20 protein-coding genes and 1 pseudogene are annotated in these 14,659 nt (G+C 39.8%); 3 read left to right on the top strand and 18 right to left on the bottom strand.

Annotated elements, in window-relative coordinates; genetic code table 11:
- Nucleotides 1-118: 118 nt before the first annotated feature.
- Nucleotides 119-511 carry a S1 domain-containing post-transcriptional regulator GSP13 gene (yugI, locus tag BFU02S_RS10025; RefSeq protein WP_066369907.1) on the bottom strand — a complete coding sequence of 131 codons (393 nt, stop codon included), beginning with the start codon at nt 509-511 and terminating at the stop codon, nt 119-121.
- 223 nt (nt 512-734) lie between these two features.
- Between yugI and BFU02S_RS10020 the strand changes: the two genes are divergently transcribed.
- Nucleotides 735-965, top strand: coding sequence for a helix-turn-helix domain-containing protein (locus tag BFU02S_RS10020; RefSeq protein WP_066369903.1), 231 nt, complete (start codon nt 735-737; stop codon nt 963-965).
- Nucleotides 966-1,159: 194 nt separating this feature from the next.
- Here the strand turns inward: BFU02S_RS10020 and BFU02S_RS10015 are convergent, their stop codons facing one another.
- The 7 genes from BFU02S_RS10015 to BFU02S_RS09985 form a co-directional block, all read right to left on the bottom strand.
- The gene (locus BFU02S_RS10015) at nt 1,160-1,471 is read right to left on the bottom strand and encodes a DUF1871 family protein (RefSeq protein ID WP_066369902.1); all 312 of its coding nucleotides are present in this window, start codon (nt 1,469-1,471) and stop codon (nt 1,160-1,162) included.
- A gap of 15 nt (nt 1,472-1,486) precedes the next feature.
- Nucleotides 1,487-1,861 (bottom strand): PH domain-containing protein, encoded by a 375-nt coding sequence (locus BFU02S_RS10010; protein ID WP_066369901.1) that lies wholly within the window; start codon nt 1,859-1,861, stop codon nt 1,487-1,489.
- Between the two features lie 66 nt (nt 1,862-1,927).
- The gene (gene gnd, locus BFU02S_RS10005) at nt 1,928-3,340 is read right to left on the bottom strand and encodes an NADP-dependent phosphogluconate dehydrogenase (RefSeq protein ID WP_066369896.1); all 1,413 of its coding nucleotides are present in this window, start codon (nt 3,338-3,340) and stop codon (nt 1,928-1,930) included.
- Nucleotides 3,341-3,536: 196 nt separating this feature from the next.
- Nucleotides 3,537-3,824 (bottom strand): hypothetical protein, encoded by a 288-nt coding sequence (locus BFU02S_RS10000; protein ID WP_066369894.1) that lies wholly within the window; start codon nt 3,822-3,824, stop codon nt 3,537-3,539.
- 137 nt (nt 3,825-3,961) lie between these two features.
- On the bottom strand, nt 3,962-4,489 hold the full coding sequence (locus tag BFU02S_RS09995; protein ID WP_066369891.1) for a superoxide dismutase family protein: 528 nt from the start codon (nt 4,487-4,489) through the stop codon (nt 3,962-3,964).
- Between the two features lie 78 nt (nt 4,490-4,567).
- Nucleotides 4,568-4,780: a hypothetical protein gene (locus BFU02S_RS09990; protein ID WP_439951004.1), complete on the bottom strand. Its 213-nt coding sequence runs from the start codon at nt 4,778-4,780 to the stop codon at nt 4,568-4,570.
- 69 nt (nt 4,781-4,849) lie between these two features.
- On the bottom strand, nt 4,850-5,449 hold the full coding sequence (locus BFU02S_RS09985) for a peptidylprolyl isomerase (protein ID WP_439951003.1): 600 nt from the start codon (nt 5,447-5,449) through the stop codon (nt 4,850-4,852).
- 184 nt (nt 5,450-5,633) lie between these two features.
- Between BFU02S_RS09985 and kapB the strand changes: the two genes are divergently transcribed.
- A complete protein-coding gene (gene kapB, locus BFU02S_RS09980) occupies nt 5,634-6,017 on the top strand; it encodes a kinase-associated lipoprotein KapB (protein WP_066369886.1) in 384 nt (127 codons plus the stop codon).
- A 38-nt stretch (nt 6,018-6,055) separates the two neighbouring features.
- Here kapB and kapD read toward each other — a convergent pair whose 3' ends face one another.
- The 9 genes from kapD to BFU02S_RS09940 all read right to left on the bottom strand — a co-directional run bounded on the left by kapD (nt 6,056) and on the right by BFU02S_RS09940 (nt 12,951).
- On the bottom strand, nt 6,056-6,682 hold the full coding sequence (kapD, locus tag BFU02S_RS09975) for a 3'-5' exonuclease KapD (protein WP_066369883.1): 627 nt from the start codon (nt 6,680-6,682) through the stop codon (nt 6,056-6,058).
- 176 nt (nt 6,683-6,858) lie between these two features.
- On the bottom strand, nt 6,859-7,254 hold the full coding sequence (locus BFU02S_RS09970; RefSeq protein ID WP_066369879.1) for a hotdog fold thioesterase: 396 nt from the start codon (nt 7,252-7,254) through the stop codon (nt 6,859-6,861).
- 126 nt (nt 7,255-7,380) lie between these two features.
- Complete coding sequence (locus BFU02S_RS09965) at nt 7,381-7,611, bottom strand: hypothetical protein (protein ID WP_066369876.1); 231 nt, start codon at nt 7,609-7,611, stop codon at nt 7,381-7,383.
- A gap of 121 nt (nt 7,612-7,732) precedes the next feature.
- Nucleotides 7,733-9,238 (bottom strand): leucyl aminopeptidase, encoded by a 1,506-nt coding sequence (locus tag BFU02S_RS09960; protein WP_066369873.1) that lies wholly within the window; start codon nt 9,236-9,238, stop codon nt 7,733-7,735.
- A 52-nt stretch (nt 9,239-9,290) separates the two neighbouring features.
- Nucleotides 9,291-9,671, bottom strand: coding sequence for a DUF309 domain-containing protein (locus tag BFU02S_RS09955; RefSeq protein WP_066369870.1), 381 nt, complete (start codon nt 9,669-9,671; stop codon nt 9,291-9,293).
- A gap of 357 nt (nt 9,672-10,028) precedes the next feature.
- Nucleotides 10,029-10,637, bottom strand: a complete 609-nt coding sequence (spsC, locus tag BFU02S_RS09950; RefSeq protein ID WP_066369868.1) for a stationary phase survival protein SpsC — start codon at nt 10,635-10,637, stop codon at nt 10,029-10,031.
- A 312-nt stretch (nt 10,638-10,949) separates the two neighbouring features.
- Complete coding sequence (locus BFU02S_RS09945; protein WP_066369866.1) at nt 10,950-11,267, bottom strand: YuiB family protein; 318 nt, start codon at nt 11,265-11,267, stop codon at nt 10,950-10,952.
- A gap of 118 nt (nt 11,268-11,385) precedes the next feature.
- Nucleotides 11,386-11,514 (bottom strand): YuiA family protein, encoded by a 129-nt coding sequence (locus BFU02S_RS17000; protein WP_169797587.1) that lies wholly within the window; start codon nt 11,512-11,514, stop codon nt 11,386-11,388.
- Between the two features lie 219 nt (nt 11,515-11,733).
- Nucleotides 11,734-12,951: an NAD(P)/FAD-dependent oxidoreductase gene (locus tag BFU02S_RS09940; RefSeq protein ID WP_066369910.1), complete on the bottom strand. Its 1,218-nt coding sequence runs from the start codon at nt 12,949-12,951 to the stop codon at nt 11,734-11,736.
- Nucleotides 12,952-13,320: 369 nt separating this feature from the next.
- Here BFU02S_RS09940 and BFU02S_RS09935 point away from each other — a divergent pair, with 369 nt between their 5' ends.
- Nucleotides 13,321-14,319 carry an NAD(P)/FAD-dependent oxidoreductase gene (locus BFU02S_RS09935; RefSeq protein ID WP_066369864.1) on the top strand — a complete coding sequence of 333 codons (999 nt, stop codon included), beginning with the start codon at nt 13,321-13,323 and terminating at the stop codon, nt 14,317-14,319.
- 155 nt (nt 14,320-14,474) lie between these two features.
- Here the strand turns inward: BFU02S_RS09935 and BFU02S_RS09930 are convergent.
- Nucleotides 14,475-14,659 (bottom strand): annotated as a pseudogene (locus BFU02S_RS09930) (darcynin family protein); the annotation flags it as partial.

Below are 14,659 nucleotides of genomic sequence, written 5' to 3'. Positions count from 1 at the left end.
ACACTACCCATAACGTAATTCTATATACGCTTTTATTGTAGCCCACCACATGAAAAGAATGAAGAATTGCGAAAAAAATCTGGAAGAAGGGAAACCCTCTCCAGACTTTTTAAAAAAGCTATTTTCTAATTAAATCTTCACTTTGGGATTGTTCAATCCATTCTGTGAGTTTTTCTTTTAACGTATTGAAGCCTTGCTGGCCTTCATCGCCTTCTGAAATAATGGCAGCCGCTTGGCGTCTGCGTGGCTTTTTCTCCCGTGCCGGTGGCTCTTCTGTTGCTTTGATGGATAAACCGATTTTTCCGGCTTCTTCATCAACTGATAATACTTTAACCTTAATTTCGTCACCGACTTTCAAAAAGTCATGAATGTCCTTTACGTATCCGTGCGTAATTTCCGAAATATGGACAAGACCTTGCGTTTGATCATCTAGCGCAACAAATGCACCATAAGGTTGAATTCCTGTCACTTTTCCGGTTATAACACTTCCTGTTTCAAATTTTCCCGTCATGCAAACACTCCTAAGTAAAAAAATATTTTATACCCCTATATACGCATTAAAAAATTATATCATAAGGAGCATCTTTTATCAAAATTAGGTTTCATTGACTAAAATAGGGGAAAATAAAAGCACGATCTGAGTTTTTTTCACAGAATGTTCAAAAAGGTGGAAGAAAAGAGATGAAATTTATGGTAAACTTAATAGTGAAAAATGACTATGAGAGGTGAATCGTATGAATTCGGTCGGACAAACGATTAAGGAAGCCCGTGAGTTTCGGAAAATGACACAGGAAGAACTGGCGCAAAAAATGAGGGTAGGAAGACAAACGATTGAAAAATATGAATCTGGAGAGCAAATTCCAAGCAATCAGACCATTTTAAAGTTCTCCACGGTTTTAGATATCCCTGCCTCCGAACTTTTGAAACAACTGGAAGTTCATACAGCCTCGACTCGGTTACAATAATATAAATATAGACTAAAAAAGCGGTATATTGCCGCTTTTTTATTTTTTCTGCTTTTCATGTTTATAGGAGAGAAAATCTGGAAATACTTAAAGTACAAGCTTTCTAGTATTCCCCCCTTTTTGAATGGACGGCTATTGATTTAGCTGTCCATTTTTTTAGCCGATAGAAAACATTCCTATCGGCATAAGTGCAACTAGGCCTCTGTCTTCGCACTATCGGGCTCGCCAATCGGCCAGTTTTCTAATAATTCACATGCATCCTCTGCCTTAACTGCCAGTAATTCGCCCGCTGTTTTTAAACAGCTTTCCAGTGGAATTTTTTCCTCAAATGAAAATTCGTAAATGCTTTGAATCCTTTTCGCAAGCCTTAATGGATCGTCTAATTCATGGATAGCCTGTATACAATCTGCAATTTCGGTTTCATAGCTACCTTTTTTTAAATTAAACGGATTCCATTCATTTAGGATATCCACATATTTCAAATGGGTTTGAACCTCTTTTCTCATCTTCATCACCTTTACTTACAGCACATATTCCGCCAAAATGCTTTGAAGCTCGTAAATATTTAAATTTCGATTAAACTGCTTTTGCAGTGGAACAGGATTACCGGCAATCCAAATTTTTAATTCTGCATCCAAATCAAAGTGTCCTGCCGTTTCAATACTAAAATGAGTAATATGCCGATAAGGAATGGAATGATACTCAACCTTTTTTCCTGTTAACCCCTGCTTGTCTACTAAAATCAACCGTTTATTCGTAAAAATAAACAAATCACGAATAAGTTTGTATGCTTTCTCTATTTTTTCACTAGGAGCTAAAATTCCAGCAAATTCCCGTTGAATATCAGCCACATTGATCTCTGATGCATTCCCCATTAATCCATCTAAAAATCCCATCCTAGCTCACCTCTCCTTAATGTTAGTATACAAAAAAACTCACCATTTCTGGTGAGTTTTCGAATATTATTTTCCGAGCCAATCTGTGTGGAAGGTTCCTTCCCGGTCGATGCGCTGATAGGTATGAGCGCCAAAATAATCCCTTTGTGCCTGTAAGAGATTGGCAGGTAAGACTTCTGAACGATAGCTGTCATAGTAAGCAAGGGCACTGGAAAGACCAGGAACAGGAATTCCTGCTTTAACGGCAGCTGCTACCACTTCACGTGCTGCTTCTTGATAATCCGCAGTAACGGATTGGAAATAAGAATCCATTAATAGATTATCAAGGTTCGGATTGCGGTCGTAGGCATCCATGATATTTTGCAGGAATGCAGCACGGATAATACAGCCGCCGCGGAAGATTTTCGCGATTTCACCAGGCTTAAGATCCCAGTTATATTCCTTTGAAGCCACTTTAAATTGGGAAAATCCTTGGGCATAAGAGATAATTTTACTGAAATATAAGGTTTTCCGAATCAGTTCAATAAACTCCTGCTTGTTTTCAGCAAATTTCGTTTGGTTCGGTCCTTTTAATACTTTACTTGCTTTAACGCGTTCCTCTTTCATTGCTGAGAGGAAGCGGGAGAATACAGATTCAGTGATCATGGACAACGGAACCCCTAAATCAAGGGCGCTTTGGCTTGTCCATTTCCCTGTTCCTTTTTGTCCGGCAGTATCTAAAATCACATCTACTAATGGTTTGCCTGTTTCCGGATCTTTTTTCGTGAAAATGTCCGCCGTAATTTCAATTAAATAGCTATCAAGCTCGCCCTTATTCCACTCTTGAAATACTTCATGAAGCTCATCGGTCGATAAGCCGAGAAGTGATTTCATTAAATGGTAAGATTCGCATATAAGCTGCATGTCTCCATATTCAATTCCGTTATGGACCATTTTGACATAGTGGCCAGCCCCGTTTGGTCCGATATATGTACAGCATGGTTCGCCATTTACCTTTGCTGAAATCGCTGTTAACAGCGGACCTGCTGCCTCATAAGCTTCTTTTTGTCCGCTTGGCATAATGGCAGGGCCTTTAAGTGCTCCTTCTTCACCGCCGGATACTCCGGCACCAATGAACAGGATGCCTTTTTCTTCAAGTTCTTTGTTTCGGCGGATCGTATCTTGGAAAAAGCTGTTCCCGCCATCAATCAGGATATCGCCTTTCTCTAAATAAGGAACGAGCGACTCAATCGCTTTGTCTGTAATCACACCGGCATTTACCATTAACATAATTTTGCGCGGACGTTCCAAAGATTGAACGAATTCTTCCGTATTCGTTGTTCCGATAATATTTTTCCCTTTATGCGTTTCAAGAATTTCATTTACCTTTTCGGCGGATAAGTCATAAACAGAAACGGAAAATCCTTTGCTTTCAAAATTTAAAGCAAGGCTTCTTCCCATTACGCCTACACCGACAACGCCAATTTGTTGCTTAGTCAATTTAAATCATCCCTTCAGGTTGTTTGAAAAATATTTCACATACCTTTAATTATAAACGAAAATTTATTTCATACAACTTTTTCGTCTTGCCTCCATTTCCATGGTCAGTTTTTATTATTTACCGAAATTAAGTGTTCATTCTTATAGCTGAAGAAAAACCCGTCCCCCAAAAGGGAACAGGTCAGCAGAATAATACTTATTTTTTTCCTTTACGATAGCCATAATGTCCCGGAATCTGCGTTTGACCGGTTTGCGGGTAACCTGACGGATAGCCTGTATGAGGAGCTGTCGTACCGTATGGATATCCCGGATGATGATGGTGGTGGTGATGATGCCAATATGGGTATCCTCCCATATGTGGATAACCTGTTTGTGGATAATGAGGGTACCCCGCCCCCGGATAGCTTCCTGTCATATGAGGATAACCTGTTTGCGGGTAACCTGGCTGACCTGGATAGCCTCCATAATATTGTCTTTCTGCCATTTATTTCGCCTCCTAATTGTTTTCAACCATAGTGTATGTCAAACTACCTGGATAAGCTTAAGCTTATGCCTATAAAAAGTAAAATAGGCTATTTCCATTCAGGAAACAGCCTTTACTTCGGCTAGTTAGAAGCCTTGCTACTTTTTCTGTTTATGGTTTGAAATTTCCCCGCAGGCAATTGGCTTGCCGGAATTACCTGAAGGTTGTGACATCCCATCATCTTTCTTGGAAGTGATCACAAGCGCTGTTCCGTCTTTTGTTAATAATGAATTAATTCTCCCCTCTTTCATCGTCACATTTGATGCCAAAACGTCCACTTTTACCGAGCCGTCCTCTTGAACCGTTATATTGGGCAGATCGCCGGCGTGAGCCCCCGCCGGATTAAGCAGGCCATGTTTTTTCTGCTCCGGATTAAGATGTTTACCAGCTGATTGAAAAGAAGGCTTTATACATTTTCCTTTTTCATGAATATGGAGTCCGTGAACACCAGGAGGAAGATCTTTTAAATCCAAAGTCATTTCCACACCCCTTGGCTGCTCAACCAGTTTAACAGTGCCAATTGACTTCCCCTCGGTATTCACCATTTTAACAGTCATGTGTGTAATATCTGCTTTCATACAACCTGAAAAAATTAAGAGCGGAATGATGATCCAACTTTTCTTCATATGTAACCCCCGCAATCGGCAATTTGCGTATAGTATGAACTAGCTTCGTTTTTCCTATACAAAAAAAGAACAGCACTTCTAATGGCTGTCCTTTTGAACGGATTGGTTTTTCATTAATTGTTCTTCAAATTCTTTAGCCTTTTCTTCTTGACGTTTCGATACTTTAATGATGATTCTCATTGTAATAAACGCCAAAATCATAAAAACCGCAAGACTGATCGTTGCCGGGATGTACTCTGATTTATCCTTCGGGAAATAGAGAAAATCCGCCAGTACGAATAGTTGGAACATCATTTTCCTTCCCTTCTATTTAAAGGACTTATTTACTTATTATAGCAATTATAGATGTTCCAAACCAACTTATTTCAAAACTTTAATCTCTTTAATGGTGACATCCGTTTTCGGTTTGTCTTTGGCATCAACAGGTGTTGCGGCAATCTTATCGACGACATCCATCCCTTCAATGACTTGGCCAAACACGGTGTGGCGGTGATCCAGCCATGGTGTGCCTCCATATTTATCATATGCGTTAATGATTTCCTTCGGATAACCAGCCTGCTCCATTTGTTTCTTCATCGATGGATCTAATTTTTTATCTTGGACGATAAAAAATTGACTGCCGTTTGTATTAGGTCCTGCATTGGCCATAGACAATGCTCCGCGAAGATTAAATAGATGATCGGAGAATTCATCTTCAAACGGCTTGCCCCAAATGCTTTCGCCGCCAGTTCCGTTGCCGTTCGGATCCCCTCCTTGAATCATAAAATCTTTAATCACTCTGTGGAAAATAAGGCCGTTATAATAACCATCCTGTGCATGTTTCACAAAATTCTCTACTGCTTTGGGAGCATATTCCGGAAATAATTTGATTTTTATAGAACCCATGGAAGTTTCCATTTCCACGACACGCTCATGATCAGTCACTTCCTTTGTCAGCTGAGGATAGGCTTCATTTGACATCTTCTGATCTCCTTTCTTTGGTTCTGCTGTATCTTTTTTCGTGCTTGTCCCACAAGCTGCCAATATCATCATTAGCAGGAATAGGATTGGCAAACCTTTTCGCAATTAGCATCCCTCCATTTTTTTGCACTATGTTTTTAATTTATAATTTTTCATTATAAAATGAAAGCAAGGAGATGAGTTTATGGAAGATTTGCAGATTGGAACAGTCGTGACAGGAATTTATAAAACAGGGAAATATATTGGTGAAATAACAGAGGTCCGGCCGCAAACCTATTTAGTAAGAGTACTTGCGGTGCTGAAGCATCCAATGCAAGGAGATTTGCACAACCCAAAAGATGCCGATGTACAAATGTTTCATGAACGAAAGGCACTCAGCTTCAGAGAGCAGACAAATATTCCGAAGCAGATGGTCAAGCCGTTTGAAGGAGAAGTCCCCAATTATCTGGATTCATTGAAGGAAGCAGTTGCAAAAATGAAAGAGGAGCTAAAAGAAAATTCTTCCAAATGGGACGAAATGAGCTTGCAATGTTTGGAATCTTTAGAGGAAGGGTATTTCAAGTCTTAAATATGGAAGGCCAAATCCATTTAAGATGGTTTGGCCTTTTATGCGAATTCATTTAATAACTTGGAGAAGTCAATCCGATCGCCAATGGTAGTTGGTTTTGGTTTTTCCAAATACCGTTTATCCTTTTCAACAAGCTTGAATATATTATAAGTAGTTAAGGCATCGTCAAGTGCACGGTGATGCCGTCCAGTCCCCTCCTTGCCATATTCCTGCACAGCTTTCCAAAGGCCTGTTTGATTTTGGTCGCCAAAGAAACGTTTGTACTCCATCGACAAGTCCAATTCTTTCGTATTTTGGAATGGAAAGGCGACTCTAGCTGCCAAGCAATTTTGCCTTAGTACCTTCATATCCATATTTCCCCATGTTACAATGGTTGTTTCGATGTGTTCCTGATTAAATTCCTCCAATTTGCGAATCAATTCATCAAAAGATAATCCGGAGTCCACTTGCTGCTGTGTAATATGTAAGAAGGATTTACACCGTTCTGATAATTTCGGGAATTTAACCGGCGTAACAAATGAGGAGAATTGCTTCATGATTTGCCCGTCAACGACTGCAACAATACCAACTTCAATAATTTCCGCATAAAAATCCTTCATTTTTGTATTTCGTTCTGGCATTGTAAACTCAAAATCAATAAATAAATATTGCTGTTTTGCTTTCATCTTGATCACCACCTTTTAAACAGAAATATATTTACTACATTATATTGAAAAACATGTACAAAAAATTGTGCTTTTTTGCTATTTTTATATGATCCATTATAACATGAATTTAAAATCAATTTTTTGAATTTTTTCAACAATAGAAAGAAAAAGGAAAGGTAATCTATACCATTCCTTTAATTGCTTCCATTTGATCGATTTCGTTTTACTACCGCCATGGTACATCTAGAAACACAAATAAGCTTGTCCCGTTCATCGGTGATTTTGATATCCCATACCATGGTCGTTCTGCCTTGATGCAACACGGTTCCAACGGCTGTCACAACCCCATCTGCTTTTGGCCGTACATGATTTGCATTGATTTCAAGCCCCACGACTACTTCAGTTTCTTGATCACAAAGTTCATAAGCCCCGATACTTGAGACCGTTTCAGCCAAAGCAACAGATGCTCCCCCGTGCAAAATGCCATAAGGCTGGCGGGTTCGTTCATCAACAGGCATCGTGGCGACTACTTTTCCTTTTTCCAATTTTGTAATTTCAATTCCTAGTGCTGCCATTAATGTGTCTTTCATCGAATTCTCCTCCAGAATGTAAATGATACATTATTACCTATTCGCTGTTTGTGAGGCGATTTCCTGTTTATTCCGTAAAAATTGGAAAAAGCAGCTCCTACTTGAAGCTGCTTTTTTGTGACAAATTTAATAATATCCCGGGTAGCCAAATCCTGGATAACCAAACCCTGGATAGCCAAATCCCGGGTAGCCAAATCCCGGGTAGCCAAATCCCCCTGGCTTGGCTGCCCAAGCGCCAATTCCTCCGCCAATTAATCCTCCTAAGAAACTTAGACCGCCGATCGCTAGCGGCCATCCCCATAATCCGCCTAAAAATCTTTGGTCGGCGACTGGGTACGGACTTCGATAAGGGTACACTCAAGCATTACCTCCATTTCATGTCTACTTGCCTACACTATTTTGTATGCGAAAAAGGAGGAAATGGCGTGGGCTTAAAAAATATTAGGCCGTAGATACAGGGCTTAGAATCGTCGATCACTTATTTTAAAGGCTCGAACCGCTCCACAAATAGGGCAAGTGTCCGGGTCATGACACCGGTAGCGCCGGCAGGACCAAGATCATGAGCTTTTTCTGTTACAGCCGCACCGGCAATATCCAGGTGAACCCACGGGGTATCTTCAGCAAATTCCCCGATAAACGCCCCGGCAACAATCGCATGCCCTTCCCGGCCAGGAGAATTATTCAAATCAGCAATTCTACTGCTTCTGACCCGCTCCTTCTCGCTTTCAAATAACGGCAATTGCCACATTTGTTCTCCCGCTTCTATGCTTGCTTCTAATACTTGCTCGTATAAAGCCTCATTATTGGTCATGGCTCCGGTCGTATGGAGGCCGAGAGCGGTAATCACTCCGCCTGTCAATGTTGCCACATCTACCAAATATTCGGCTCCATGATGCTTGGCATAGCTAATGGCATCTGCCAATACGAGGCGACCTTCTGCATCTGTATTTAATACTTCAATCGTTTTGCCGCTCATCGATGTAATAACATCATCTGGTTTAAAGGCCCCGCCGCTGATCATGTTATCTGTTGAAGGAATGACAGCAACGACATTCTGCTCTGGCTTAAGCTCACCGATAATTTCCATTGCTCCAAGAACAGCTGCAGCTCCACCCATATCTGTTTTCATCCCAACAATACCGGCTTTTGTTTTTATTGAATAACCGCCCGTATCAAATGTGATTCCTTTTCCGACTAACCCGATTGTATCCGTCCATTCCTCTTTTCCTTGATATTTCAGGACAATCATTTTCGGAGGTTCAACGGATCCTTGGTTAACAGCCAGCAATGCTCCCATTCCTAGCTTTTCAATTTCCGGCTTATCTAAAATTTCCACTTCAAAATTGTACTTTTTACCAATTTCTCGGGCATACTCCGCCATATCGGACGCTTTCAGCAGATTCCCTGGGGTGTTAACAAGGGTTCGGGCAGAATTGGTGCCTTTCCCAAATATATACCCCACTTGAAGAGAAGCCCGTATTTCCTCCTCATCCGCAGCTTCACAATAAACCGTCAACTGCTCTATCTTTTTCTCCGGTTCATTTGACTTTTGTTTATAGCCGGCAAATTCATATGTTGATAATGTAAACGCTTCACTAAAAGCGTGTGCTGCATCTAAATGATCTACTTTTTCGGTCACAAATGAATCCAAATAAACGGCGGCTTCCGTTAGTTTAGCAGCTTTAATTTCTGTAAATACTCTTCCAAATGCGTGTTTGAGCTTATCAAAGGATAGTTCTTTTTCTTTTCCTAAACCAACAAACCAAATCCGCTTTGAACCAATTTTGCCGAAACTATGTACCTTGCTAATCCTTTTTAATTTCGCGGAAATATCCCCTTCTTTTACAAGCTCCGTCAATTGACCGGCAAAAGCGTCATCAATCTTTGCCAATACATTTGCAAATTTTTTCGGCTGATCCAATACACCAATAATTAACCCTTCATGTCCGCTTGTCAAATCTATTTCTTTTTTCACATGAAACATGGTCTTCACCTCACCCAATATTATAGCTAAAACAACATTTTATTTCGACTATCTAATCATCCTCTAAATAGAGAAATAATTGGGGCAGCTGCGGCAAATTGATGGCTTCCTCGAATGGAACGCGGTCAATCTCTTTCGGGAATAGTGCCAGGCATTGTTCCATAAATGAATACACTTGTTCCAAATCCATCCCCCAATATTTGGGGCGGTAGTCCTGCAAATAATGATGGGCAGTCTGCATCATCACCCTCGCCCCTTTTACATTCCCATATTCGTAATGGTAAATGGCGACACTCATTTGCAGCAGCCCTTTTACAAACAAATTCCCCTTGTCAGTCATCCATATCTCCTCAAGCAAATCATGGCATGTATAATAATCTCCTTCATTAAAGCTGATAAAAAATTCATAGTACTCGATCGGATAGTCCGTCATGATGGCTTCCCCTTTTTGTTTGTGGTGATATCTCCTATTTTATAATCTGTTTCTGCAAAATTGTTATTTGTCCCGAAAATTTACTATAAAGTTTTTAACCTAGAATTGTTTCTAGATCAAACTTATACATAGTGTCCAGAGTGAACCTAGGATTCGGACAATGTAGATCAAGGTAACATCATATGTGTCCGAAGTGGGCTCAAGTTCGGACAACGAAGGCCAAAGAATAATCATACTAGTACAAAAATTAAATTTGGATTATACTCCTCTCTAATTTAATCACTACCATATCAATAAAGTTCGAAAAAGAGTCTATTAGAAAAAGGCAAAGAAAAAACAGGCCTGATGCCTGTTTTTCTACCTTTTTTCCGAATTGATATATTGCTGGCGGAACACTTGCATAGATTTTTCCTCATTCAGCGCCCGCAGCTGTTCCTCTGTTAATGTTCCATTACCTTTTTGAATGACATAAACATCAAGCTTCTTTTTCCCCCATTGGCGGTAAACATCCTGTACGGTTTTGTAATAAAGATCGAGGCGGTCTCCTTTTATGGCGCCCCCTTTATCGGCCACAACTCCAAATCCATATCCAGGGATAAATAGAATGGTTCCAATCGGGAAGACGGATAAATCAGCGGCAATGGTTGAATATAGATCGCGTTTCACTTTCACTCCGGAGTAGGTAATTCCGTATTCCGGGTCGCCCATACTTTTTCCTGTAGACTCGAATCCTGCAGTATAACCGGTAGCTGTTACGGTATACTTTGGATACTTGGACCAGTCAAATTTCTCCTCCAAGGAAAGCGGTTTTCCTGAGGCTCCCTCACTTTTTGAGCTTGTATGCGTCAGTTCTGTAAATAACGTTTTCGCGCTAACACCGGATATGGATTGAAACGTTGCAAATAAAGCAAGCACAAAAAGGACAAACATTGCCGTCCGCTTCATCCATTTTTGAAAGTTTTCCATTAACTAATTCACTCCTCCAACATATTCATGCCCAAGGTGGAGTGAATTATTCAAAAAAGGAGTAATAATTTTTCCCTAAAGGTTGGTGTCTAAACATGTTTTTGGATAGGACCTTTAGGTGTTAAGAATCGCCCTTATCGACCGAACTCTTCTCTGCCCTTTCCATTCGGGCGTTATGAACGCTTTTTATCTACCGGAGCTTCCTCTTTCCTTGCCGTTCGGGCGTTATGAACTCCTTTTCGACGGGATCTTTTTTTCAAACAGTTTGACCAAAAAACAAAAAAAGACTCCCGCTAAAAACGCAGAAAGTCTTTAAAACATTTGATAGCCATTTTTTCTTAACGTCTTAATTGCAAAACCTGCGGCAATCGCTCCCAGCAGCCCGCTTGACAAAATGATAATATCGGCTGCTGCCAGTGAAGCAATTCGATGCCCCAAATCGCTAAATGCTGCTTTCGAATTGGTAAAATACTCGCTACAAGGAGCTTTATCAATAATAAAAATGGCCACAATCGGATAAATAACCGCCATGACCCACGACATTCTCAGCAACATATTCAGGATAAAACCAATACCAAAAAACAGAACAAAAAATAAGACAATTGAGATAATTAAGACTACAATACTCATCTGCCTGTCTCCTCCTTATCCTTCCATTTTAGTCTACTGAATGGCAGCTACCGAGTCAATAAGAACAAGCAAAAAAACAGCCCTTCGAAACTAGTTCGAAGGAGCTTTCTACTCATTTCTATGATTCTTTTTTCTTCCCTGAACCTTCACAGTTAGGACAAGTTTCGGATCCTCCAAGAAGCAGCTGAAAATAACCTGTTCCCGAACAATAATCACAAGATTTAGCCTTAACACTTTGAATTGTCATATGATGCCTCCTTGTCTAATGACTTAATTTTCTGATAATATATCAAGTTTTTTTAAAAAAGAAAAGAGCTAAATTTGCCCAAAAACCTCCTATGAAAACGGATACAACTCAAATTTTCTTTTATTTTCTAATGGTTTCTTAAATTTTCTAAAAATTCTCAAATAATAAAAAAAGACAGCGCATAGGATTTATCCTATTTCACTGTCTTTTTTGTTGAAATTATAAAACGTTAAATTTCCCTTTTTTAAAGACAAGGCCGATGCCGCCAATCATGTAAAGGGCGCGGTTGTCAACCATTTTCTTCATGAAAGAAGCCTTCGTTCCGGTTACTTTTTTGCCGAATACAATGCCAATAGCATCATGTTCTCCAAGTGAACAAACAGTTCCTTTATTGTCAAACTTGAATGTTTCGAGTTCTGTTTTATTCCGAACAAGTGCTGCAAGATTTCGGGCACAGCATTCTCCTTGCTGCATTGAAATTTGTGCAGTTGGAGGATAAGGGCGGTTAATTTCTCCATTGATCACAAGTGAGCAGTCGCCAATGACGAAAATATTATCATACCCTGGAGCACGAAGTTCCGGAGTCACTTTCACCCGCCCCCGCATTGCCTCAAATCCGGATTTTTCAATGATGGAACTTCCGCGTACACCGGCAGCCCATACTACGGTACCTGCCTTAATTTCACGGGGTTCTTCCTCCCCTTTCGCCACCAAAATTCCATCAGGGGTAGCTTCTTTAATCGCCGTTCCAATCAGAAATTCCACCCCTTTGCTTTCCAATTGGGAAACAGCATATTCCACTAATTCAGGATCAAATCCCGGTAAAACCGTAGGTGCTGCTTCCACACAAATTATCTTTACCTTATGAAAATCGACATCATATTCATGACACAACTCAGGAATTCGGTCTGTTAATTCACCAAGGAATTCAATTCCTGTAAAACCGGCACCGCCAACCACAATGGTTAGACGATTATCATCTTTTTCCGCCTCCATATTATAAGTAGCAAATTGATATTCTATATGCTCTCGTAATTGCCGGGAAGAGTTGACGTTAACAATACCGAAGGCATATTCCTTCAAACCTTTAATTCCAAAGGTTTCCGGTTCCCCGCCAAGGGCAATGACAAGATAATCATAATCCATTTCGCCATTTTCCAAAATAACCTTATTTTCGTCCTTTTTGATTTCAATAACTGTACCTTGAACAAACTCCACTTTATTCCGGTCTATCACATCACGTATATTATAACGCACCCTGTCGTGATGCAGAGTTCCTGCTGAAGCTTCATGCAGCCATGTTGTTTCATAGTGGTAATCATTTTTGTTCACTAATACAATATCTGCTTCATTTACTCCTAAGTGCTTTTGCAGCCGTACTGTCGTCATTAATCCGCCGTATCCGGCGCCGAGAATAACAATTTTTGGCTTTCTCAATGTAATCACATCCACCTTTTTGTTTTTGATCATTTCTTTTTCTTATCTTCCACTGCTTTATCCATTTTTATTAAAAGGTGAGAAAAAGTATGTGATTTTTTTCACGAACTAAGACAAAGCAAGGGAATATCCTTCTTAATTACCTATTTGAGAAAGTTTACTATTTCACATACCTGACGTTCACAAAATTGTGCTTTTTCTTAATAAACTATTTATAATATATCTTATGCTAATTTTTGTTCCTTATCAAGGGAATTACACCATTTTTTTGATAAAACAACAAATCGATTTCTAATCGTTTTATTATCCAGAAAAATGAAATTTTTCGTGATTTTGTGATAAGATAATGAATGAGGAGGGGATCGGAAAGTGCGAGAAGATCAAAAGGTATATGACATTACCATTATTGGCGGCGGCCCTGTTGGAATGTTTACAGCTTTTTATGGGGGAATGAGACAAGTTTCCGTAAAAATTATTGAGAGCTTACCACAATTGGGCGGTCAATTATCAGCACTATATCCCGAAAAATATATTTACGATGTTGCCGGTTTTCCAAAAATTCGAGCACAAGAATTAGTCCATAATTTAAAAGAACAAATGGCCAAGTTCGAACCAACTGTTGTTTTGGAACAATCTGTTCAAAAACTGTCAAAGCAAGAGGACGGCACCTTTAAACTAACAACAGATAAAGAAATACATTATTCAAAAACAGTGATTATTACCGCCGGAAATGGAGCATTTCAGCCGCGCAGATTAGGGCTTGCCAGCGCAGCCCAGTATGAGAAGAAAAATCTTCATTATTTTATTGAGGATTTGCAAATGTTCGCTGGTAAAAAAGTGGTTGTTTTCGGTGGAGGAGACTCTGCGGTGGACTGGGCTTTAATGCTGGAACCGATTGCCGATCAGGTCTCCATCGTTCACCGCCGCGATAAATTCCGCGCCCATGAGCATTCTGTTCAAAACCTGTTCCATTCGAAAGTCAACGTTAAAACCCCATTTGTACCAACAGAGCTAATTGGTGATGACACCGGAATTAAACAAGTCGTACTTGAAACAGTTGCTGGAGGGATTAGAGAAACACTAGATATAGATGCTGTGATTTGCAACTACGGTTTCGTCTCATCTCTTGGGCCCATTAAAGAATGGGGGCTGGAGATCGAGAAAAACGCCATCAAGGTGAACTCGAAAATGGAAACTAACATCCCCGGCGTATACGCTGCCGGAGACATCTGCACATACGAAGGCAAAGTAAAATTAATCGCCTGCGGTTTTGGCGAAGCACCAACAGCCGTTAACCATGCAAAAACATACATGGATCCAAAAGCAAAAGTTCAGCCGCTTCATAGTTCGTCGATGTTTGATCAGTAACTGATGAAAGGCGTCCAAAGTTGGGCGCTTTTTTTATCACAAAACATACATAATATTTACATTAAATGTAATTATTTGAGATTCTATATTATTACAAAAAATCCCCCAAATATATAGAAAAGACATAATCATCTTACATTAAATTTGTTTCACACTTATTCTGCATCCATCCCTAGCACTTCAGTTTCATAGTTCTGGTATGCATTTTGAACACCCATTATGACCTTTTTTATTTTAAGATAACCTTGCACATATACTTTTGTATCTCTGATTTCTTCCCACATAAAATGATACTGCTTCAGATCTGTAGTTTCACATATAACAAAATCAGTATATGTTT

Source organism: Neobacillus fumarioli NBRC 102428, assembly GCF_001591485.1.
GTDB classification, from domain to species: Bacteria; Bacillota; Bacilli; order Bacillales; family Cytobacillaceae; genus Neobacillus; species Neobacillus fumarioli.
Note: the sequence above shows the minus strand (reverse complement) of the source record. Positions and strands in the feature narration are given on the sequence as shown.

Excerpts from the sequence above, each read along its gene's own strand:
- yugI (WP_066369907.1), bottom strand. The coding sequence starts at position 511 with ATGACGGGAAAATTTGAAACAGGAAGTGTTATAACCGGAAAAGTGACA.
- BFU02S_RS10020 (WP_066369903.1), top strand. The coding sequence starts at position 735 with ATGAATTCGGTCGGACAAACGATTAAGGAAGCCCGTGAGTTTCGGAAA.
- BFU02S_RS10015 (WP_066369902.1), bottom strand. The coding sequence starts at position 1,471 with ATGAGAAAAGAGGTTCAAACCCATTTGAAATATGTGGATATCCTAAAT.
- BFU02S_RS10010 (WP_066369901.1), bottom strand. The coding sequence starts at position 1,861 with ATGGGATTTTTAGATGGATTAATGGGGAATGCATCAGAGATCAATGTG.
- BFU02S_RS10000 (WP_066369894.1), bottom strand. The coding sequence starts at position 3,824 with ATGGCAGAAAGACAATATTATGGAGGCTATCCAGGTCAGCCAGGTTAC.
- BFU02S_RS09995 (WP_066369891.1), bottom strand. The coding sequence starts at position 4,489 with ATGAAGAAAAGTTGGATCATCATTCCGCTCTTAATTTTTTCAGGTTGT.
- BFU02S_RS09990 (WP_439951004.1), bottom strand. The coding sequence starts at position 4,780 with ATGTTCCAACTATTCGTACTGGCGGATTTTCTCTATTTCCCGAAGGAT.
- BFU02S_RS09985 (WP_439951003.1), bottom strand. The coding sequence starts at position 5,449 with ATGTCAAATGAAGCCTATCCTCAGCTGACAAAGGAAGTGACTGATCAT.
- kapB (WP_066369886.1), top strand. The coding sequence starts at position 5,634 with ATGGAAGATTTGCAGATTGGAACAGTCGTGACAGGAATTTATAAAACA.
- kapD (WP_066369883.1), bottom strand. The coding sequence starts at position 6,682 with ATGAAAGCAAAACAGCAATATTTATTTATTGATTTTGAGTTTACAATG.
- BFU02S_RS09970 (WP_066369879.1), bottom strand. The coding sequence starts at position 7,254 with ATGAAAGACACATTAATGGCAGCACTAGGAATTGAAATTACAAAATTG.
- BFU02S_RS09960 (WP_066369873.1), bottom strand. The coding sequence starts at position 9,238 with ATGTTTCATGTGAAAAAAGAAATAGATTTGACAAGCGGACATGAAGGG.
- BFU02S_RS09955 (WP_066369870.1), bottom strand. The coding sequence starts at position 9,671 with ATGACGGACTATCCGATCGAGTACTATGAATTTTTTATCAGCTTTAAT.
- spsC (WP_066369868.1), bottom strand. The coding sequence starts at position 10,637 with ATGGAAAACTTTCAAAAATGGATGAAGCGGACGGCAATGTTTGTCCTT.
- BFU02S_RS09945 (WP_066369866.1), bottom strand. The coding sequence starts at position 11,267 with ATGAGTATTGTAGTCTTAATTATCTCAATTGTCTTATTTTTTGTTCTG.
- BFU02S_RS17000 (WP_169797587.1), bottom strand. The coding sequence starts at position 11,514 with ATGACAATTCAAAGTGTTAAGGCTAAATCTTGTGATTATTGTTCGGGA.